We start from the raw sequence: 20,290 nt of genomic DNA, 5'->3' as shown, positions 1-20,290 counted from the left end.
TCGTGCGTGGTCACACCGTCGCCAGCAGGCGGACCGGGCGGGCGGTCTGAGCCGAACCGAGGAGGATCGCGTGGCCGCACGAGACGCAGGCCCACTCCGGGCACTCACCCGGCTCGTGCCCGTCGGCGCAGCCCGGCTGCTCGAACGGCCGCTCGCCGGCACAGGACGCGCAGTGCTCGCTGCGGCACTCCGCGGAACTCCACAACGCTGTCATGAACCGGGGCCTTTCTTCGGGTCGTGGCTCCGACGGTGGCACGAGCGACTGACATTTCCGCGCAACGCGCTCGGCGTGTCCCGAAAGTGGATGCCGAATCGATGCCGCGCGGCGCCTTTGCCGATAATTGGCCCACCCGAGACCGGCATCCGGCCGTCCCGAGGGGCGACCTCGACCCCGCGGGCCGGCGTTGAAACGTCCACCCCCACATCTGATCATGAATCGGGGGTGAACCGGCGGGATTTTCCGCACAACGCGCCGATGGCGGGACCGCCACCCCGTCATGGCACCCTTGAAGGGTGAACCTCGACGACTCCGCCTTCCTGCGCGCCTGCCGCCGCCAGGAGGTCCCGCACACCCCTGTCTGGTACATGCGCCAGGCCGGGCGTTCGCTGCCCGAATACCTCAAGGTGCGCGAGGGCGTGCCCATGCTCACCGCCTGCGCCACGCCCGACCTGATCGTCGAGATCACCATGCAGCCGGTCCGCCGTTACGGCGTCGACGCGGCCATCTTCTTCAGCGACATCGTGGTGCCGCTCAAGGCCATCGGCATCGACCTCGACATCAAGCCGGGCGTCGGCCCGGTCGTCGCCGACCCCATCCGCGACCGGGCCGGGCTCGGCGCGCTGCGCCCGCTGGAGCCCGGCGACGTGCCGTACGTCACCGAGGCGATCGAGGCGCTCACCGGCGAGCTGGGCGGCACGCCGCTGATCGGCTTCGCCGGCGCCCCGTTCACGCTCGGCTCCTACCTGATCGAGGGCGGGCCGTCCAAGAACCACGACCGCACCAAGGCCATGATGTACGGCGAGCCCGAGCTGTGGCACGACCTGATGGACCGGCTGGCCGGCATCGTCCTCGAACACCTGCGCGTCCAGATCCGGGCCGGCGCCTCCGCCGTCCAGCTGTTCGACTCCTGGGTGGGCGCGGTGGCGGCCGACGACTACCGCGAGTTCGTGCTGCCCCACACCCGCCGCATCTTCGAGGGCCTGGCCGGCCTCGGCGTGCCGCGCATCCACTTCGGCGTCGGCACCGGCGAGCTGCTGGGGCTGCTCGGCGAGGCGGGGGCCGACGTGGTCGGCGTCGACTGGAGGGTGCCGCTCGACGAGGCGGCCCGCCGGGTCGGGCCGGGCAAGGCGTTGCAGGGCAACCTCGACCCGGCCGTCCTGCTGGCCCCGTGGGAGGTCGTCGAGCGCAAGGCTCGCGAGGTGCTGCGGCGCGGCGCGGCGGCCGAGGGCCACGTGTTCAACCTCGGCCACGGCGTGCTGCCGTCCGTCGACCCCGACCAGCTCAAGCGGCTCACGGACCTGGTCCACGAGTTCTGAGCGGGTCAGGCCGCCGACGGGTCCGGCGCGGGTGTCCTGCGACGTCGCCGCCGCCGTACCATCACCAGCGCGAGCACGACCGGCGGGGTGATCACCGCCAGCCACGGCAGGGCCGCCCCGAGCGCCGTGACCAGCACCATCAGGAAGGTCACGAGAGAGTCCCAGCCCGCGCGCAGGCCGCCGAGGAACCCCGCGGGCTCGTCGGCCGGCAGCGACACCGCCGCGGCCGGGCCCACCAGCCGCAGCGTGAGCGTGGCCATGGCGGTCTGCTCGGCCAGGCTCTTGCGCTGGGCCTGCAGCGACTCCAGGTCGGCCGCGCGAGTGGCGATCTCGCGCTCCACGTCCAGCACCTGGCCGATCGTGTCCGCCTTGGTGAGCAGCGTGCGCAGCGACTCGAGCGCCCGCTCGGCCGACTTCACCCTGCTCTCCACGTCGGCCACCTGGACCGTGACGTCCTCCGTCTCCTGGTTCAGCGACAGCCGTTCGCCCAGGTCCCGCCCGAGCCGGGTCAGCACGTGCGGGTAACGCGCGGGCGGGATCTTGAACTCCAGCTCCGCCGACGCGCTCGCCCGCTCGGACGACCGGCTCTCCTCCTTGGCCAGATGGCCGCCCGCCCCGGTGACGGCGTCCTTGGCCTGCTGGGCGGCCGCCGTCACGTCCTTCACCCGCACCGTCATCCGGCCGGTGTAGATGACCTGCCGGTCCTGCCGGGTGACCTCCACCCCGGAGGCGGGGTTGCGCCCGCCCGAGTCCTGCTTCTGGGCTTCGGCCCTGGCCGGAGCCTCCGAGGCCATGACGGAGGCCTCGCCGGTCGCGTAGGCCGGGGCGGCCGCGGAGTCGGCCGCCGACCCGCCGCCGCCGGCGCAGCCGGTCACCATCAGGGCCGCGCACCCCGTCACCAGCGCGGCGATCATCTGTGCTCTCCTCATGCCCCTGAGACGGCTCCCGGCCTGGGCCGGTTTGATGGCAAGGATCACGTTACGGTCACGCCCCCGAGCAGCTGACCGGCCCTCCGGGGCGGTAGCGTCGGAAAGCGTGGAAGGTAATCGGGCACACGTGGCCGTCATCGGCGGCGGGATCTCCGGCCTGGCCGCCGCCTGGCACCTCAGGCAGAGCGCGGGCGAGCGGGTCAAGGTGACGGTGGTCGAGGGCGCCCCCCGCATCGGCGGCAAGCTGTACGCCACGGAGGTGGCCGGGGTGAGCCTCGACGCCGGCGCCGAGGCCATGCTCGCCAGGCGGCCGGAGGGCAAGGACCTCGCCGGGGCGGTCGGGCTCGGCGACGACCTGATGACCCCCGGCGCCGCCTCGTCGGCCATCTACACCAGGGGCGCGCTCCGGTCGCTGCCCAAGGGCCAGGTCATGGGCGTGCCGTCCGACCTGGCCGAGCTGGCCAGGTCCGGCATCCTGTCGGCGGGCGGCCTGCTGCGGGTGCCGCTCGACCAGATCATGCCCGCGACCCTGGTCCGCACCGACGTGTCCGTCGCCGCCTACATCCGGGCCCGGATGGGCGGCGAGGTGCTCGACCGGCTGGTCGAGCCGCTGTTGGGCGGCGTCTACGCGGGCCGCTCCGACATGCTCTCGCTGGAGGCGACGATGCCGCGCGTCGCCGCCGCGGCCCGGGCCGAGCGCTCCCTGCTCGCCGCCGCCCGCCACATCGTGGCAGAGACCCCGAAGGACGCCGGCCCGGTCTTCACCACGCTACGCAACGGCATGGGCAGCCTGCCGGAGGCCGTCGCCAAGGCGTCCGGGGCCGACGTCAGGACCGGCGTCACCGTACGCGAACTGCACCGCACCCCGCACGGCTGGCGGCTCGTCGCCGGGCCGGTGCCGAGGCCCGAGACCATCGAGGCCGACGCGGTGATCGTCGCCGTGCCCGCCCCCGCCGCGGCCCGCATGCTGAAGGCCGAGGTGCCGGGGGCGGCCGCCGAGCTGGCGCGCGTCGAGTACGCCAGCATGGCCGTCGTCACCCTCGCCTACCCTGCCGGCGCCTTCCCCGAGCGTCCCGCGCGCAGCGGCTACCTGGTGCCGCCGGTCGAGGGGCGGGCCGTCAAGGCGGTCACGTTCAGCTCGGTCAAGTGGCCCCACCTCTCGCGCGACCTCGTGCTGGTGCGCTGCTCGATCGGCCGGATCGGCGAGGAACACCTGCTGCAACGCGACGACGCGGAGCTGGTCTCGGTGGCCATGGCCGAGATGAGCGAGGTCATGGGGGCGCGCGGGCTCCCGCTCGACACCCGCGTCACCCGGTGGGGCGGAGCCCTGCCGCAGTACAACGTGGGTCACATCGACCGGGTGGCGCGCGTGCACGCCGCCGTCGCCGGGCAGCCGGCGCTGGCGGTGTGCGGGGCCGCCTACGACGGGCTGGGGATCCCCGCCTGCCTGGCGACCGCGCGCACGGCCGCCTCCCGGATCCTGGACCACCTGTCCCGACGAGGAGAATCGACATCATGACGCAGGACGCAGCGCGGCCGAAGGCCCGCGATCTCAATCAGGTGATCCGCTACACCATGTGGTCGGTGTTCCAGGCGAGCGCGCCTGTCACCGGCGCCCGCGACGCGGTCGGCGAGGAGGTCGAGGAGCTCCTGGAGCAGGCCGCGGGCAAGGACGTCGTCACCCGGGGCCTCTACGACGTGGGCGGGTTCCGCGCCGACGCCGACTTCATGTTCTGGTGGCACGCCCCGACGGCGGAGGCCCTGCAGGAGGTCTACTCCCGCTTCCGCCGCACCGAGCTGGGCCGCCACAGCCGCCCGGTCTGGTCGGCGATGGCGCTCCACCGGCCCGCCGAGTTCAACAAGTCGCACATCCCGGCGTTCCTGGCCGAGGAGGAGCCGCGGGCCTACGTGTGCGTCTACCCGTTCGTCCGCTCGCTGGAGTGGTACCTCCTGGAGGACTCCGAGCGCCGGGCGATGCTCGCCGAGCACGGCCGGATGGCGCGCGACTACCCCGACGTGCGGGCCAACACCGTCTCCTCCTTCGCGCTCAGCGACTACGAGTGGATGCTGGCGTTCGAGGCCGACGAGCTGCACCGCATCGTCGACCTGATGCGCACCCTGCGCGGCGCCGAGGCCCGGCGGCACACCCGGCTGGAGATCCCCTTCTACACCGGCACCCGCAAGCCGGTCCGCGAGCTGGTGGCCGATCTGCCCTGAGCCTTCCCGGCTGTCTCAGCGGGTGACCGCGTCCTGCTCGGCGTCCGGCGACTCCGCGGCCGGCGGTTCGTCCGGGCGGCCGGTGCCGAGGACGAGCGCCGCCAGCAGCACCACCGCGCAGACCACGCCCAGCATCACCCGGTAGTCGAGAGCCGCGATCAAGCTGGCGCCCACGGCGATGGAGGCGACCTGCGGCACGGTCACCCCGAACTCGAACGCGGCGAAGACGCGTCCGCGCAGGTCCTCCGGGGTGCGCCGCTGGAGCGAGGTGGTGGCGCCGATGACGATCCACGGCGCCGCCACGCCCAGCACCAGCATGCCCGCGATGACCACCGGGGCGATCGGCACGGTCAGCAGCAGGCTGCTCGCGCCGACCATGACGAGCGCGACGACCACCAGCCCCCGCTCGCCGGCGCGGCGGATCACCCCGCCCGCGAGCGCGCCGCCGGCGATGGTGCCGACCGCCTGCGCCCCGGCGAGCACGGCGAGGAAGGTGGCCTGGCGCGCCAGCCCCTCGGTGACGACGGCGATGGCGATGGACTCGAAGAAGCCGATGACGAGCATCGTGAGCGCGCAGGCGATGACGAGCCTGCGCAGGTTGGCGGCGTCGCGCAGGAAGCGCAGCCCGCCCGTGGTCTCGGCTATCAGGGACTGGCCGGTCCTGGTGGGGCGCGGCTCGGAGACCCGGATGAGGAGTACGGCCACGGCCGCCACGACGAAGACCACCGCGTCGATCACCACGACGACCTGGGCGCCCTGCCAGACGAACACCCCGGCGCCGATGATCGGGGCGAACACCCGCAGGAGGCCGCGCATCGCCTGCACCGTGCCGTTGGCGTCGCCGAGCTGGTCTTCCGGGACGACGGCGGGCAGGAGGGCGTTCTGCGCGGGTCCGGTGACGCTGCCCAGCGCGCCGTACAGGAACATGATCACGTAGACGAGCCAGACGTCGTCCCGGTCGTCGACCAGCAGGAGCAGGAGGACGACGGCCGCCGAGGACAGGTACGAGGCGGCCAGGAGCGGGCGGCGGCGGAAGCGGTCCACCAGCAGGCCCGACAGGGGTAACACCAGGCTGCCGCCGGCGAAGGCGAACATGACGAGCCCGGCGGCCGGCGTGCTTCCCGTGAGCGTTTTCACCCAAATGGCCATTGCCAGGAAAAGCGCGTAGTCGCCGAGATTGGAAAGCACGTCACCGAGAATGTAGAAGCGCATCTGCGGGCGCTTGAGTAGTTGCGCCATTTTCGGCTCTCTTCCCATCGCGGCTGCTTATCGGGCGTCACTGTAACACCGGCCGGAGGCGGCCCGGCCCAACCTGGCGCGAACTTGCCACCTTGCCGTCCCCCTGCTCGTGGCGGGGCGCGACCCCGGGATAGCTTCCTGCTCAGCACGCGGAGTTTCGTGGAATTCCCACTCTTGCGAATTGGCGTGGTCCACATGGAAAATCAGATATTCGAGGCCGCGGAACGGCTCGCGGATAAACTCGACGTCCCTTCCGGTGCGGTGGTCGCGGCGGCCGGGCTGGTGGTGCTCGCCCGCCGGGCCGGCGCCGATGAGCTGAGCGGCGAGATCTGCGGGCACGAGGTCCGGCTGCCGTGGCGGGCGCCCCTGAGCGCGGTGGCCGGGCACGCCGCGGCCGTGCCCGGTGTGGCCGGTCCTGTGGTGCCGGTGAGCGCGGGCGGGCGGACGCTCGTGGCCGACCTCGGCGCCCGCTCCGTCGAGGCGGAGCCGCTGCTGCGCGGGCACCTGGCCGCCGTCCTCGCCGCGGACGCCGAGCAGCCGGCGGGGCGGGCGTGGCTGTGGGGCGAGGAGGATGAGCGCGTCGTCGCGGGCGCCCACACCGAGCGCGCCTGGGACACCGACCGCACCGTGGCGTCGATGATCCGGGAGCACATGGTCTCCCGGCCCGGCGAGGTGGCCGTCGAGCAGGGTGGCGAGGTCGTCACGTACCGGCGGCTCGGCGAGCTGACGGCGGCCGTCGCCGCGGGCTTCGCGCGGGCCGGGGTCGCCCGTGGCGACCTCGTCGGCATCGGCCTGCCGCGCCGGATCGAGACCATCGCGGCGCTGCTGGCCACCTGGTCGCTGGGCGCCGGCTTCCTGCCGCTCGACCCGGCGCACCCGCCGCTCCGGCTGGGCCGCCAGCTTGAGGCGGCCGGAGCGCGCTTCGCGGTGCTGCCGTCCGGCGTCGACGTCCCCGGCTGCGTCCAGCTCAGCCTGGACACCGGCGCCGAAGCCGCGGTCGCACCGCCGGACTTTCCGGTGGAGCTCGACGGCGTGGCCTACGCGCTGTCCACGTCGGGCTCCACCGGCACGCCGAAGGCGGTCGCCATCCCGCACGCCGCGCTGCGGCACTGCGTGGGCGCCATCGCTCACCTGATCGGCGCCGACCGTCCGCGCGTCACCTGCATGGCCACGCTGACGTTCGACATGTCGACCATGGAGATCTTCCTGCCGCTCGCGACCGGCGGCCGCCTCCTGCTGGTCGGCGAGGACCTGCAGCGGGACCCGGAACGACTGGCGGCCTGGCTCTCCGGCAGACGCCTGGACCTGGTCCAGGCCACGCCCACCACCTGGCGGATGACCGTGCCGTACCTGGAGCCGGGCAGCCTGGCCGGCGCGGACGTCATCGCGGGCGGCGAGGCGCTCAGCGCCGCCCTGGCCGCCGGGCTGCAGCGCACCGGAGCCCGCGTGTGGAACGGCTACGGGCCGACCGAGACCACCATCTACACGGTCCTCCATCACGTGCCCGATCCGCCGGCGGACCCGGTGCCGATCGGCAGGCCGCTGCCCGGCATCCGCGCCGCCGTGCTCGACCAGTGGGACCGCGCGGCCCCCGTCGGGCAGATCGGCGAGCTGGTGCTGAGCGGCCCGCAGCTCGCGCTCGGCTACGTCGGCGACCCCGCGCGGACGGCCGCCGTCTTCCAGGAGCATCCCGGCCTGGGCCGGGTGTACCGGACCGGCGACCTGTGCGCGTGGCGCCAGGACGGCACGCTGGCCTACCACGGCCGCGTCGACCACCAGGTGAAGCTGCGCGGCCAGCGCGTCGAGCTGGAGGAGATCGAGTCCGTCGCCGAGCGGCACCGGCAGGTCGTCAGGGCGGCGGCGGTGGTGGTGGAGCACAGCGCCAACGACAAGCGGCTGGTCCTGTACGCCCAGGCGGACGGCCTGCGCGGGGCCGAGCTGCGGGAGCACCTGGAGCAGTGGCTCCCGCGCGCGCTGATGCCGCAGCACGTCGCCATCCTGCCCGCCCTTCCCCTGACGGGCAGCCAGAAGATCGACAGGTCCGCGCTCCAGACGCACGCGGAGACCCTCGTGGAGGCGCGATGAGAATCCTGGGTATCAGTGGCCTGCACGACTCCGAGGAGTTCAAGCGGCGCGAACTGCCGGGGCTGTCGGAGCGGGAGTACCGCATCAGCCAGGGCCGCGACTCGGCAGCGGCGCTGGTCGTGGACGGCCGGATCGTGGCCGCCGCGGCCGAGGAGCGGTTCACCGGCGACAAGTCCACCGGCCGCTTCCCGGTCAACGCCATCAGGTTCTGCCTCGACAGGGCCGGGCTCGGCCTGGACGACCTGGACCTGATCGGCCACGGCTTCGCCCACGAGCGGTCCGAGCTGGAGTCCGGCGACGGTTACCTGGCCAGGCGCTTCACGGAGGTGTACGACCCGGAACGCCAGGTGGGCTGGTTCGCCGAGCACTTCCCCGGCGCGGCGGTGCGCTCCCGCTTCACGCCGGTCCCGCACCACCTGGCCCACGCGGCCAGCGCCTACTACGTGAGCGGGTTCGACGACTGCCTGGTGCTCGTGGCCGACGGCCGGGGCGAGACCGACAGCCTGACCGTGCTCGCCGGGACCGGCGGCAAGCTGGAGGTCCTGCACACGGTCCCGGCCATGCACTCGCTCGGCACCCTCTACGGCGTGTTCACCCTGTACCTGGGCTTCGAGATGGCCCTCGACGAGTACAAGATGATGGGCCTGGCGTCGTACGGCGACCGCACCCGCTACGAGCGCGAAATGCGGCAGCTGGTGCGCCTGCGCCCCGGCCCCGAGTTCGCCCTCCCGCTGCTGGCCCGCGACGGCGACCTGCTGCAGCGCGAGACGCACCGGGGCGTGCTGGCCGTACTGGAAGAGACGTTCGGACCGGCCAGGGAGCCGGGCGGGCCGATCGAGCGGCGGCACATGGATGTCGCGGCGGCGGCGCAGGCGGCGCTGGAGAACTGCCTGCTGCACGTGCTGCGGCACTTCCGCCGCCAGACCGGGCTGCGGGACCTGTGCTACGCGGGCGGTGTCGCGCTCAACTGCACGGCCAACGGGCTCATCCTGCGCAGCCGCCTGTTCGACCGGGTCTTCGTGCCGCCGGGCGCGGGCGACGATGGGACGGCGGTGGGCTCGGCGCTCTACCTGCACGCGACGCGCAAGCCGGAGACGCCGATCCAGCCGATGCGGATGCCGTACTGGGGCACCGCGTACGAGTCCGGCGAGATCGCCGAGCACCTGGCGGCCAGGGAGGACGTGCGGGCCCGGCGGGTGACGGACGAGGCGGAGCTGCTGGCGGAGGTCGCCGAGGCGCTGGAGCGGGGCGAGGTGGTGGCCTGGTTCCAGGGCGGCATGGAGTTCGGCCCGCGCGCGCTGGGCTGCCGCAGCATCCTGGCCGACCCGCGCGAGGCGCGCATGCGCGACCACATCAACAACCTGATCAAGAAGCGGGAGGACTTCAGGCCCTTCGCCCCGGTGGTGACCGAGGCGGACGCGTCGACGTTCTTCGAGATCGGGCGCGGGCGGGAACGGCAGTACGCGCACATGCTGTTCACCACGCGCACCCGCCCCGAGCACCGCGACCGGCTGGGCGCCGTCACCCACGTCGACGGCACCGCCCGGGTCCAGGCGGTCGGGCCCGACGCCAACCCCCTCCTCCACGGACTCCTGGAGGCCTTCGGTGCGCGCACCGGGATGCCCGTGCTGCTGAACACCTCGTTCAACATGCGCGGCCAGCCGATCGTGCGCACGCCGCGCGAGGCGGTCGACACCTTCCTGCGCGCCGGCCTGGACCGGCTGGTCATCGGCGACCACGTGGTGCTGCCGGGGAGCACGACGTGAACCGCGCGACCACGCTCCCGGCCGACGTCGCGCCGACCGTACGGCCCCGCTATGTCCGCGGGCACCTGTCGGCCGGCCTCTCCGTCCCGGCCGCACCGGGGACGCCCCTGGCCTGGCTCGCGGCGGCGGCGATGGCGTTGATCGCCGGGCCGGACTCGGACGAGGTCATGGTGGGCGCGGCGGGCGCGTCAGGCGCGTCAGGCGCGGCAGGCGCGTCAGGCGCGGCAGGCGCGGCGGGCGCGGCAGGCGCGGCGGGCGCGGCGGACGCCGGGCTGGTGGCACTGAGATCCGCCGTGGGTCCCGGCACCCGGCTGAGCGATCTGCTGAGCTCCGCCTCGCGCGACGGCGCCCGGCTGGGCGGGGACCGGGACGACGAGCCCCGGGTGCTGGTGGCGGCCGGGATCGGGCGGGCCGAGGCCCAGCGGGTGGCACTGGAGCTGCGTGACTGCGACTGCGTGTTCCTGCTGAACGGCGCCGCGGACGGCTGGCTGCTGGAGTGCGACTACGACGCCGACCGCTACACCGAGCCGGCGATGCGCTGGCACCTGGACCGCCTGGAGACGCTCCTGCTGCTCCTGGCCGAGGAGCCGGACGCGCCGCTGGCGGATGTGGTGGTCGCCGCCGAACCGGTGGCGGCGCCCCGGGACTGGGACGAGACCCCCTACGTCGCCCCGCGCACTCCCACCGAGCGGAAGCTGGCGGCCATCTGGGCCGAGGTGCTGGAGGTCCCCAGGGTCGGCGTGGACGACGACTTCTTCGCCGTCGGCGGCCATTCCATCCTGGCCGCCATGGCCCTGAGCAGGATCCGCGCGGCCTTCGGCGTCGAGGTGCACTTCGACGAGCTGTTCACCGCCCCGACGCTGGCCGCCTGCGCCAAGGTCGTCGAACGCGCCGCGGCCGGCCCGGCCCGCCCGCTGACCGGCGCGTCCGGGCCCGCCGTGGCGTCGCTGGAGCAGGAGCGCCTGTGGTTCCTGGAGCAGTGGCGTCCCGGCACCGCCCTCTACAACGTGCCGCTGGTGCTGGAGCTGACCGGGCCGGTGGACCCCGACCGGCTGGGCGAGGCGCTGCAGCGCGTGGCCGACCGCCATCCGGCGCTGCGCACCGCCTTCGAGAGCGTGGACGGCCGGCCGAGGCCGCTGACCCGCGACGCCGAGGTGCCGTGGCGGCGGGAGGAGGCCGACGACCGGGCGCACGCCTGGCGGCTGGTGCGCGAACACGTCGCCGAGCCGTTCGACCTGAGCGTCCCGCCGCTGATCCGGGGCGGGCTGGTCAGCTTCGCGGCGGACCGGCACCTGCTGTACCTGTGCATCCACCACCTGGCCGTCGACGGCTGGTCGCTGGGTCACCTGCTCGACGACCTGGGCGCGGCCTACCGCGGGCTGCCGCTGCCGCCGCCGGACGAGTTCGGCTACGCCGACTACGCGGCCTGGCAGCGCGGCCGTCCCGTCGCCGACGACCTGCGGTGGTGGCGTTCCTACCTGGCAGGGCTGCCGCCGGTGCTGGAGCTCCCTGGTGACCGGCCGCGCCCGGCGGTGCAGAGCTTCCTCGGCGGCACCGGACGCCGGGTGCTGCCGCCGGACCTGGCCGCGGCCCTGGCGGACTTCGCGCGGTCGCGCTCGGCGACCGTGTTCGACGTGACGCTGTCGGCCTTCGCGCTGCTGTTGCGCCGCTGGACGGGCCGGAGCGACCTGCCCATCGCCACCCCGGTGGCGGCCAGGCCGCTGCCCGAGCTGGAGCCGCTCGTCGGCTTCTTCGTCAACACCCTGGTCGTCCGCGCCGACGTGAGCGGCGACCCGAGCTTCGCGCAGCTCGTCGAGAGGGTACGGCACAGCGCGACCGCCGCGCTCGGCCACCAGGAGCTGCCGTTCTCCCTTCTGGTGGAGGCGCTGCAGCCGGAGCGGGCGCTGAGCCACGCGCCGGTGGTGCAGGTGGCCTTCGCGCACTACCGGCCCTCGCACCACGACTGGGAACTGGCCGACGGGCTGGCGGCACGGCTGCGGCAGGCCGACACCGGGACGGCCAAGTTCGACCTCATGTTCACCCTGCACGAGGCGCCGGGGGAGATGCTGCTGGAGGTGGAGTACGCCACCGACCTGCTGGACGCGGCCACCGCCGACCGGCTGGCCGACCAGTGGCTGGAGCTGGTGCGCGGGCTGCTGGCGGGGCAGGGGGAGCCGGTGTCGCGGATCGGCGTGCTGCCTCCCGGCCAGCGACGCCGGCTCACGAGCTGGGCCCGCGCCGCTGACGAGCAGGCGAGCTGGGACCGCGTCACGGACGCCGGTGCCACGATCCCGGAGCTGGTCGCCCGGCAGGTGGCCGATCGCGGTGACGCGGTGGCCGTGTCGGCGGGACGTGTCCAGCTCACCTACGCCGAGCTCTGGGCCAGGTCCGGAGCGCTGGCCGCACGGCTCGGGCCGCGTCGCGGCGAGCTGGTCGGCCTGGCCTGCCACCGCGGCGCCGACCTGGTCGTCGCCATGCTCGCGATCCTGCGCACCGGTGCGGCCTACGTGCCGTTCGACTCTTCCTACCCGGCGGCCCGGCTGTCCTTCATGATGGAGGACACCGGCGTGGGCACGCTCGTCGGCCACCGCGGCCTGCTGGCCGCGCTGCCGCGTACGGGAACCGAGACGATCGCGATCGACGGCGACCTGAGCCCGGCGACCGGACCCGAGGTGCCGATCCGTCCCGAGGACGCCGCCTACGTCATCTACACCTCCGGTTCCACGGGCCGCCCCAAGGGCGTCGTCGTCCCGCACCGCGGCGTCGTCCGCCTGGTGCACGGCGCCGACTACGTCCCGCTGGACACCACGACCGTGCTCGCCCAGGTGTCCAACGCCTCCTTCGACGCCATCACCTTCGAGGTCTGGGGCGCGCTGGCCAACGGCGGCAGGGTGGTCGTCGTCCCGCCCGCGACGGTCCTGGCGCCGTCGGCGCTGACCGAGCTGCTCCGGGCCGAGCACGTCACCACGCTCTTCCTGACCACCTCCCTGTTCAACGCCGTCACCACCGAGGAGCCGGGCGCCTTCGCCACCGTCGACCACCTCTGCGTCGGCGGTGAAGCGCTCGACGTGGCCAGGGTGGGCGAGGTGCTGCGCGGCGGGCGCGGTCCGCGCACCCTGTACGACGCCTACGGCCCGACCGAGGTCACCACCTTCTCCGTCTGCCAGCCGCTCGCCGAGCCGCCCACCACCCGGGGCCCCATCGGCCGGCCGATCTCCGGCACCACCGCTTACGTGGTCGACCTGGACACCGGTGACCTCGCCCCCGAGGGGGTGCCGGGCGAGCTGTGGCTCGGAGGCCCCGGCGTGGCCTGGGGCTATTGGCGGCGGCCCGGCGCCACCGCCGGTGCCTTCGTTGCCGACCCCTTCTCCGTCGAGCCGGGGCGACGGCTCTACCGCACCGGTGACCTGGCGCGCTGGACGCCCGCCGGGACCCTCGAATACCTCGGCCGCATCGACAGGCAGCTGAAGATCCGCGGATTCCGCGTCGAGCCCGGCGAGGTCGAGCTGGCCCTGTCGGCGCTGCCCGGCGTGCGGGCCTGCGCCGTCGTCGCGCGCAACCCGCAGGACGCCCCGGTGGAGCTGATCGCCTACCTCCAGCCCGCAGGCGGAGCCGGGCTGACGTCCGGGGCGGTGCGCGAGGCCCTGGCACGTGAGCTGCCCGATCATCTGGTGCCCGCCCACGTGATCCTGGTGGACCGGATCCCCTTCGGCCCCAACGGCAAGGTCGAGACGTCCTCGCTGCCGGTGCCCGAGGAGGGGCGCGCCGAGACCGAGGCGGTCGCCCCCGCGGGTCCGGTGGAGGAACTGCTCGCCGAGATCTGGGCCGAGGTGCTCGGCCTGGAGCGGCTGGGCGCCACCGACGACTTCTTCGAGCTCGGCGGCCACTCGCTGCACGCCGTCAAGGTCACCACTCGGGCCGAGCGCGCCCTGCGCACCTCGATGTCGGTCCGCGACCTGTTCCGGCACAAGACCGTCCGGCGTCTGGCCGCCGCGTTACGCGAGGCGGATCCCGACCGGCTGGACCGGATAGCCGCCATCGTCCTGCAGGTACGGCACGCCCGCGTGGGCGCGGAGGAAGAGATCGCAGATGCACACTGACCGCGCACAAGAGCTGCTGATCGACAAGCTGCTCGCCGAGGCAGGCCTCGGCGACACGGTCGCCGCCTCGCCGGCGGTGCCCCGCAGGCGGCCGGGCGACGACCCGCTGTCGTCCGGCCAGGAGCGGCTCTGGTTCCTCGACCAGTGGCGGCCCGGCACCCCCCTCTACAACGTGCCCGTGCTGCTGGAACTGCACGGTCCCGCCGACCCGGAAGAGCTGCGCCGTGCCGTACAGGGGCTGGCCGACCGGCACGCGGTGCTGCGCACCGCCTTCACCGTGGGCGCCGGCGGCCGTCCGCGCACGCGGGTCCACGAGCGGGCCGACGTGCCGTGGAGTCACGAGCAGGCGTCCGCCTGGCCGGCCGCCACGAGGCTCGCCGGCGAGCGGGTCAGGGAGCCCTTCGACCTGGCGGCGGCGCCGCTGCTGCGCGCCGGCCTGATCAGCCGCACCGCCGAGCACCACCTGCTGTGGATCTCCTTCCACCACATCGCCGTCGACGGCTGGTCGCTCGGGCTGCTGCTGGACGAGCTGGCGGGCGGCGAGCCCGCCGCGCCTCCCGTCGAGTACGCCGACTACGCGGCGTGGGAGCGGGCCAGGCCGCTGGAGGAGGGGCTGGCCTGGTGGCGTGAGCACCTGGAGGGCCTGCCGCCGCTGCTCGAACTGCCCGCCGACCGCCGCCGCCAGCCGGTCCAGGAGTACGGCGGCGCCACCGAGCACTTCCTTCTCCCCGCCCCCGAACGGGTCCGCGACCTGGCCAGGGCGTCCGGCGCGACCGTGTTCGAGGTGCTCTTCTCGGCCTTCGCGCTGGTGCTCGGCCGCTGGAGCGGGCGCACCGACCTGGTGATCGGCACACCGGTGGCCGGAAGACCGGCTCCCGAGTTGGAGGAGCTCGTCGGCTTCTTCGTCAACACGCTCGTCGTCCGGGCCGACCTGAGCGGCGACCCCACCTTCGCCGAACTGCTGGAGCGGGTGCGCGAGTCGTCGGCCCAGTCGCAGGCGCACCAGCAGGTGCCGTTCGCGGCGCTGGTCGACGCGCTGCAGCCGGAGCGCGAGCTGTCACACCCACCCCTGGTCCAGGTGCAGTTCGGCCTGCACAGGCAGGAGCGCTCCCGCTGGCGGCTGGGCGCCGCCGAGGCGGTCCAGCTGCCCGCCGACACCGGCACCGCCAAGTTCGACCTGACCGTCACCGTGGTCGACTGCGACGGCGAGCTGCGCGTCGAGCTGGAGTACGCGACCGCGCTCTTCGACGCCGGGACCGCGCGGCGGCTGGCCGACCAGTGGCAGACCCTGCTCGCCGGTCTGCTGGCCGCGCCCCACCTGCCCGTCTCGCGCATCAGCGCGCTGCCGGAAGCCGAGCAGCGGCTCATCGAAGGCTGGTCGGGCCCGGCCCGCCGGATCGAACCGGGCACGACCCTGCCCGGTCTGGTCGCCGAGCAGGTCAGGGCACGGCCGGATGCCGTGGCCATCACCGACGGACCGCTGCGGCTCACCTACGCCGAGCTGTGGGAGCGGTCGGGCGCCCTGGCCGCGCGGCTGGGCTCGGGGCCGGGCGACCTGGTCGGCCTGGCCTGCCGGCGCAGCGCGGAGCTCGTCGTCGGGATGCTCGCCATCCTGCGCACCGGCGCGGCCTACGTGCCGCTCGACCCCGCCTACCCGGCGGCGCGGCTGGCGTTCATGCTGGCCGACGCCGAGCTGGAGATCGTGGTCACGCAGCGCGGCGTCGAGCTGCCGGACGGGGACCACCGCACGGTCCTGGCCGACGCGCCGGCCGCCGAGGCCGACTACGACGGCCGCGGGCCGGACCCCGGCGACCTGGCCTACCTGATCTACACCTCCGGCTCCACCGGCACGCCCAAGGCCGTCATGGTCACCCACCACAACGTGGTCAGGCTGCTGGAGAGCACCCGGCCCGCCTACGGCTTCGGCCCCGATGACGTCTGGACGCTCCTGCACTCCAGCTCCTTCGACGTCTCCGTCTGGGAGGTGTGGAACTGCCTGGCCACCGGCGGCCGGCTGGTCGTCGTGAGCCACTGGGAGAGCCGCGAGCCCGAGGCGTACTACGACCTCGTGGCCCGCGAACGGGTGACCGTGCTGAACGCCACCCCGGCCGTCTTCCGCCAGTTCGTCGGCGTGGACGAGCGCCGGGCCGCCGGGCTGGCGCTGCGGCTGGTCGTCTTCGCGGGTGACGCGCTCGACCGGGACTCGGTGCGACGCTGGTGGGAGCGCCACCCCGAGGACGCCCCGCGGCTGGTCAACATGTACGGCATCACCGAGACCACCGTGCACAGCACCTACGCCCCGCTCACCGGTGACCTGCTGGACGGGCGGACGAGCCCGATCGGCGTGCCCCTGCCCGACCTGGGCATCCACGTCCTGGACCGCGACGGGCTGCCGGTCGCGGCCGGGGTGATCGGCGAGATCCACGTCAGCGGCGACGGTGTGGCGCGCGGCTACTGGAAGCGGCCCGACCTGACCGCCCAGCGCTTCCTGCCGGACCCGTTCTCGGGCCGGCCGGGGGCGCGCATGTACCGCAGCGGCGACCTGGCGAGCTGGCGGCCCGACGGCACACTGGAGTTCCACGGCCGCGCCGACCACCAGCTCAAGATCCGCGGCTTCCGCATCGAGCCGGGCGAGGTCGAGGCCGCCGTCTGCGAGCACCCCCGGGCAGGCCGGTGCGTCGTCGTCGCGCACGGCTCGCCGGAGCGACGCCTGGTCGCCTACGTCGAGTCGCGCGGCGAGCTGAGCGTCGAGGAGGTGCACGAGTTCCTGGAGCCCAGGTTGCCCGCGCACCTCATCCCCTCGGTCGTGATCATCCTCGACGAACTGCCGCAGAGCCGCAACGGCAAGATCGACCGGGCCGCGCTGCCCGACCCCGCCGAGGAGCGGCCCGCGCTGGGCCGGGCCCACGTCGCGCCGCGCACGGAGACCGAGCGGGTGCTGGCCGCCGTCTGGGCCGAGGTGCTCGAACTGGAACGGGTGGGCGTCACCGACAACTTCTTCCACCTGGGCGGCGACTCCATCCGCAGCGTCCAGGTGCTGGCGCTGGCCCGCGAGCGCGGGCTCGACTTCGAGCTGCAGCGGCTCTTCCAGCTGCCGACCGTGGCGCAGCTGGCCACCGGCATCACGCCCGCCGCGCCGGTGGAGCGGGAGCGGGAGCTGTTCGCGCTGGTGTCGGAGCAGGACCGGGCCAGGCTGCCCGAGGACGTGGTCGACGCCTACCCGATGGCCGCGCTGCAGGTCGGGATGGTCTTCCACATGGAGTCCGACGACCGCATGCTCTACCAGAACGTCGACAGCTTCCACCTGCGGGCGCCGTGGGACGAGCAGGCGTTCCGCGAGGCGACCGCGCAGGTGGTGCGGCGCCACGACATCCTGCGGACCTCGTTCCACCTCAGCGGCTACAGCGACATGCTGCAGCTTGTCCACCGCGCCGCCGAGCTGCCGATCGAGGTGGCGGACCTGCGCGGGATGGACGCCGAGGAGCAGGGGCGGATCATCGGCGAGCTGGTCGACCGGGAGCGCGAGCGCCCCTTCGACCTGGCCAGGCCTCCGCTGTGGCGCTTCTTCGTCCACCGGCGCGGCGACGACACCTTCCAGTGGACGCTGGTCGAGCACCACGCCATCCTCGACGGCTGGAGCCTGCACTCGACGATCGCCGAGATCCTGGAGCGATACCTCGCTCTGCTGAAGGACCCCGCCGCCGCGGCCGAGCCGCCTCCGGCCTCCACCTACCGCGACTACGTCGAGGCGGAACGGCAGGCGGTGGAGTCGGGCGAGGAGCGCGCCTGGTGGATTGAGCGGCTGGCCGGCCTGGAGCGGCTGACGCTGCCCCGCTGGCCGGCGGAGTGCCCCGCCGACGAGATCGCCCCGGCGTACACGGTGGAGGACTGGACCCTTCCCGAGGGCAGCAGCGAGTTCTACGCCTGGCGCGAGACCAAGATCCCGGCCGATCTGTGCCAGGGGCTGGAGCGGGTCGCCGAGCAGCTCGGGGTGCCGTTGAAGAGCGTGCTGCTGGCCGTGCACCTGCGCGTGCTCGCCTACCTGGCGGGTACCGAGGACGTCGTCACCGGCATGGCGTTCAACGGGCGGCTGGAGGAGGCCGACGGCACCGAGTCGCGCGGCCTGTTCCTCAACTCGCTGCCGATCAGGGCGCGGGTCGGCGGCACCTGGGCGGAGCTCATCAGGGCCGTCTTCGAGGAGGAGAACGCCCTGCTGCCGCACCGCCGCTTCCCCATGTCGCAGATCCAGCAGCTGGTGGGCGGCGGCCCGCTGTACGAGACGCACTTCGTCTACAACCACTTCCACGTGCTGAAGGACGTGCTCGACGGCGGCGAGGTCGCCTTCGTCGACCCCAAGCTGGACGCCTTCACCACGGTGCGGGTCGAGCCGACCAACTACCCGTTCGTCTGCGGCTTCCTGCGCAACCCGCGCTCGGGCACGGGGCTGCTGATGAGCCTCGACTTCCACTCCGGCGAGTTCGCGCCCGAGCAGGTCCGCCGCATCCGCGACTCCTACCTGACCGCCCTGCACCAGGTCGTCGCCGCCCCCCGGTCGCCGGTCGCCGCCGCGTCGCTGGCCGCCCCGGCCGAGCGGGCGCAGGTGGAGCGCTGGAACGCCACACGACGCCCGGCGCCGCTGGAGCGGTCGCTGGAAGAGCTGGTGGCCGAGCACGTACGGCTCAGGCCGGGAAGCGTGGCCGTGGTGGACGGAGACGTACGACTGAGCTACGCGCGGCTGTGGGAGCGCGCGGGAGCGGTCGCCGGGCGGCTCCGCGAGGCGGGCGTGCGGCCCGGCGACCTGGTGGGGCTGTGCGCCGAGCGCTCGGCCGACCTGGTCACGGCGATCGTCGGCATCCTGCGGGCCGGCGGGTCGTACGTTCCGCTCGACCCTTCGTACCCCGCGGAGCGGCTGTCGTTCATGCTGGCCGACACCGGCGCGGGCGTGGTGCTCGGGCACCGCCGCCTGCTGGCCGGCCTGCCGCTCACCGAAGGACAGGGCATGCCCCTGGAGGACATCGCCGAGCAGCCCGGCACGGTGGAAGGGACGGGCCACGGCGGCGGCGACCGGGTGGCGACCGTCGTCTACACCTCCGGCTCCACCGGCCGGCCCAAGGGCGTCGCGGTGGCGCACCGCGGCATCGTGCGCCTGGTGTGCGGCACCGACTACGTGCGGCTCGGCCCCGACAGCGTGGTGGCCCAGCTGTCGAACGCCTCCTTCGACCCGCTGCTGTTCGAGCTGTGGGGAGCGCTGCTCAACGGCGGCCGCCTGGTGATCGTCCCCAACGAGACGGTGCTGTCGCCGCCCCGCCTGGCCGAGCTGGTCAAGGCGGAAGGCGTCACCACGCTCGCCCTGGTCACCGCGCTGTTCAACTCGGCGGTCGGCGCGGAGCCCGCCGTGTTCTCCACCGTCGGCCAGGTCTACATCGGCGGCGAGCGCGTCAACCTGGCCAGCCTGCGCCAGGCGGATCACCCCGGCCTGCACAACATCTACGGCCCGACCGAGGTGACCAGCATCTCCACCTGCCTGCCGCTGGCGGACATCCCCGCCACCAACGGCCAGATCGGCCCGCCGATCGCCAACACCCAGGCCTGGGTCGTGAGCACGACCCTCTCCCCGGCCCCTGTCGGCGTGCCGGGCGAGCTGTGGCTGGGCGGCCCCGGCGTGGCCGTCGGCTACTGGCGGCGGCCCGGCCTGACCGCCGACCGCTTCGTCGCCGACCCGTTCTCCGGCACGCCGGGGGCCCGGCTCTACCGCACCGGCGACCTGGCCCGCTGGCGGCCCGACGGCACGCTGGAGTTCCTCGGCCGCCGCGACCACCAGGTCAAGGTCAGGGGCTTCCGGGTGGAGCTGGGCGAGGTGGAGGCGTCCCTGGCCGCGCACCCGGCGGTGGCCACCTGCGTGGTGACCGCGCCCGCGGGCAGGCTTCTCGCCTACGTCCAGCCGAACGCGGCCGTCAGCGCCGAGGAACTGCTCGGCCACCTCGCCGAACGGCTGCCGGAGCACATGGTCCCCACCACCGTCATGATCATGGACCGGCTCCCGCTGAACCCCAACGGCAAGATAGACCGCGCCGCGCTCCCGGTCCCCGACGCCGACCGGCCCGCCGCCCGCACCCCGTACGTGGCGCCCCGCGACCCCGTCGAGGAGGCGATCGCGGACATCTGGCGCGACGTGCTGCAGATCGAGCGGCCCGGCGTGGAGGACGACTTCTTCGAGCTCGGCGGCAACTCGCTCGACGCCGTCCAGATCGCCTTCCGCATCCGCACCGCGTTCGGCGTGGATCTCGGCATCAAGCAGATCCTGGCCGAACCCCGCATCTCGGCGCTGGCCGTACGTCTCGCCGCGGAGCTCGACCGGCTCGTCCTGGCCCTGCCGGACGACGAGCTCGCGCGGCTCCTGCCGTCCGAGTCATGAGAG

10 protein-coding genes are annotated in these 20,290 nt (G+C 74.0%); 7 read left to right on the top strand and 3 right to left on the bottom strand.

All coding sequences use genetic code 11. The features are described from left to right. Nucleotides 1–10: 10 nt before the first annotated feature. On the bottom strand, nucleotides 11–214 hold the full coding sequence (locus tag AB0K05_RS17010; protein WP_148030362.1) for a hypothetical protein: 204 nt from the start codon (nucleotides 212–214) through the stop codon (nucleotides 11–13). Nucleotides 215–537: 323 nt separating this feature from the next. Between AB0K05_RS17010 and hemE the strand changes: the two genes are divergently transcribed. After that, nucleotides 538–1,536, top strand: coding sequence for a uroporphyrinogen decarboxylase (gene hemE, locus AB0K05_RS17005; RefSeq protein ID WP_364230417.1), 999 nt, complete (start codon nucleotides 538–540; stop codon nucleotides 1,534–1,536). 5 nt (nucleotides 1,537–1,541) lie between these two features. On the opposite strand, the gene AB0K05_RS17000 is transcribed toward hemE, so the two are convergent. After that, nucleotides 1,542–2,450: a DUF4349 domain-containing protein gene (locus tag AB0K05_RS17000; protein ID WP_364229955.1), complete on the bottom strand. Its 909-nt coding sequence runs from the start codon at nucleotides 2,448–2,450 to the stop codon at nucleotides 1,542–1,544. Nucleotides 2,451–2,571: 121 nt separating this feature from the next. Here AB0K05_RS17000 and hemG point away from each other — a divergent pair, with 121 nt between their 5' ends. After that, on the top strand, nucleotides 2,572–3,984 hold the full coding sequence (hemG, locus tag AB0K05_RS16995) for a protoporphyrinogen oxidase (protein ID WP_271279331.1): 1,413 nt from the start codon (nucleotides 2,572–2,574) through the stop codon (nucleotides 3,982–3,984). Continuing rightward, entirely contained in the window at nucleotides 3,981–4,682 is a 702-nt protein-coding gene (gene hemQ / locus AB0K05_RS16990; protein WP_148030366.1) for a hydrogen peroxide-dependent heme synthase, read from the top strand. The genes hemG and hemQ overlap by 4 nt, the downstream gene beginning before the upstream one ends. A gap of 15 nt (nucleotides 4,683–4,697) precedes the next feature. On the opposite strand, the gene AB0K05_RS16985 is transcribed toward hemQ, so the two are convergent. Beyond that, on the bottom strand, nucleotides 4,698–5,921 hold the full coding sequence (locus AB0K05_RS16985; protein WP_187281040.1) for an MFS transporter: 1,224 nt from the start codon (nucleotides 5,919–5,921) through the stop codon (nucleotides 4,698–4,700). A gap of 195 nt (nucleotides 5,922–6,116) precedes the next feature. On the opposite strand from AB0K05_RS16985, the gene AB0K05_RS16980 reads away from it, so the two are divergent. The 4 genes from AB0K05_RS16980 to AB0K05_RS16965 are packed head-to-tail and all read left to right on the top strand — an operon-like array spanning nucleotide 6,117 to nucleotide 20,287. Continuing rightward, nucleotides 6,117–8,006, top strand: a complete 1,890-nt coding sequence (locus AB0K05_RS16980; RefSeq protein WP_271279332.1) for an amino acid adenylation domain-containing protein — start codon at nucleotides 6,117–6,119, stop codon at nucleotides 8,004–8,006. Further along, complete coding sequence (locus AB0K05_RS16975) at nucleotides 8,003–9,772, top strand: carbamoyltransferase C-terminal domain-containing protein (protein WP_271279333.1); 1,770 nt, start codon at nucleotides 8,003–8,005, stop codon at nucleotides 9,770–9,772. The genes AB0K05_RS16980 and AB0K05_RS16975 overlap by 4 nt, the downstream gene beginning before the upstream one ends. Beyond that, nucleotides 9,769–13,872, top strand: coding sequence for an amino acid adenylation domain-containing protein (locus AB0K05_RS16970; RefSeq protein ID WP_364229952.1), 4,104 nt, complete (start codon nucleotides 9,769–9,771; stop codon nucleotides 13,870–13,872). Before AB0K05_RS16975 ends, AB0K05_RS16970 begins: the two co-directional genes overlap by 4 nt. Continuing rightward, complete coding sequence (locus AB0K05_RS16965) at nucleotides 13,862–20,287, top strand: amino acid adenylation domain-containing protein (protein WP_364229950.1); 6,426 nt, start codon at nucleotides 13,862–13,864, stop codon at nucleotides 20,285–20,287. Before AB0K05_RS16970 ends, AB0K05_RS16965 begins: the two co-directional genes overlap by 11 nt. The last annotated feature ends 3 nt before the right edge of the window (nucleotides 20,288–20,290 follow it).

This window comes from Nonomuraea sp. NPDC049486, from assembly GCF_040676925.1.
Taxonomy (GTDB): domain Bacteria; phylum Actinomycetota; class Actinomycetes; order Streptosporangiales; family Streptosporangiaceae; genus Nonomuraea; species Nonomuraea ferruginea.
This window is presented reverse-complemented; position numbering and strand designations above follow the sequence as displayed.

Excerpts from the sequence above, each read along its gene's own strand:
- AB0K05_RS17010 (WP_148030362.1), bottom strand. The coding sequence starts at position 214 with ATGACAGCGTTGTGGAGTTCCGCGGAGTGCCGCAGCGAGCACTGCGCG.
- AB0K05_RS17000 (WP_364229955.1), bottom strand. The coding sequence starts at position 2,450 with ATGATCGCCGCGCTGGTGACGGGGTGCGCGGCCCTGATGGTGACCGGC.
- hemQ (WP_148030366.1), top strand. The coding sequence starts at position 3,981 with ATGACGCAGGACGCAGCGCGGCCGAAGGCCCGCGATCTCAATCAGGTG.
- AB0K05_RS16985 (WP_187281040.1), bottom strand. The coding sequence starts at position 5,921 with ATGGCGCAACTACTCAAGCGCCCGCAGATGCGCTTCTACATTCTCGGT.
- AB0K05_RS16980 (WP_271279332.1), top strand. The coding sequence starts at position 6,117 with ATGGAAAATCAGATATTCGAGGCCGCGGAACGGCTCGCGGATAAACTC.
- AB0K05_RS16975 (WP_271279333.1), top strand. The coding sequence starts at position 8,003 with ATGAGAATCCTGGGTATCAGTGGCCTGCACGACTCCGAGGAGTTCAAG.
- AB0K05_RS16965 (WP_364229950.1), top strand. The coding sequence starts at position 13,862 with ATGCACACTGACCGCGCACAAGAGCTGCTGATCGACAAGCTGCTCGCC.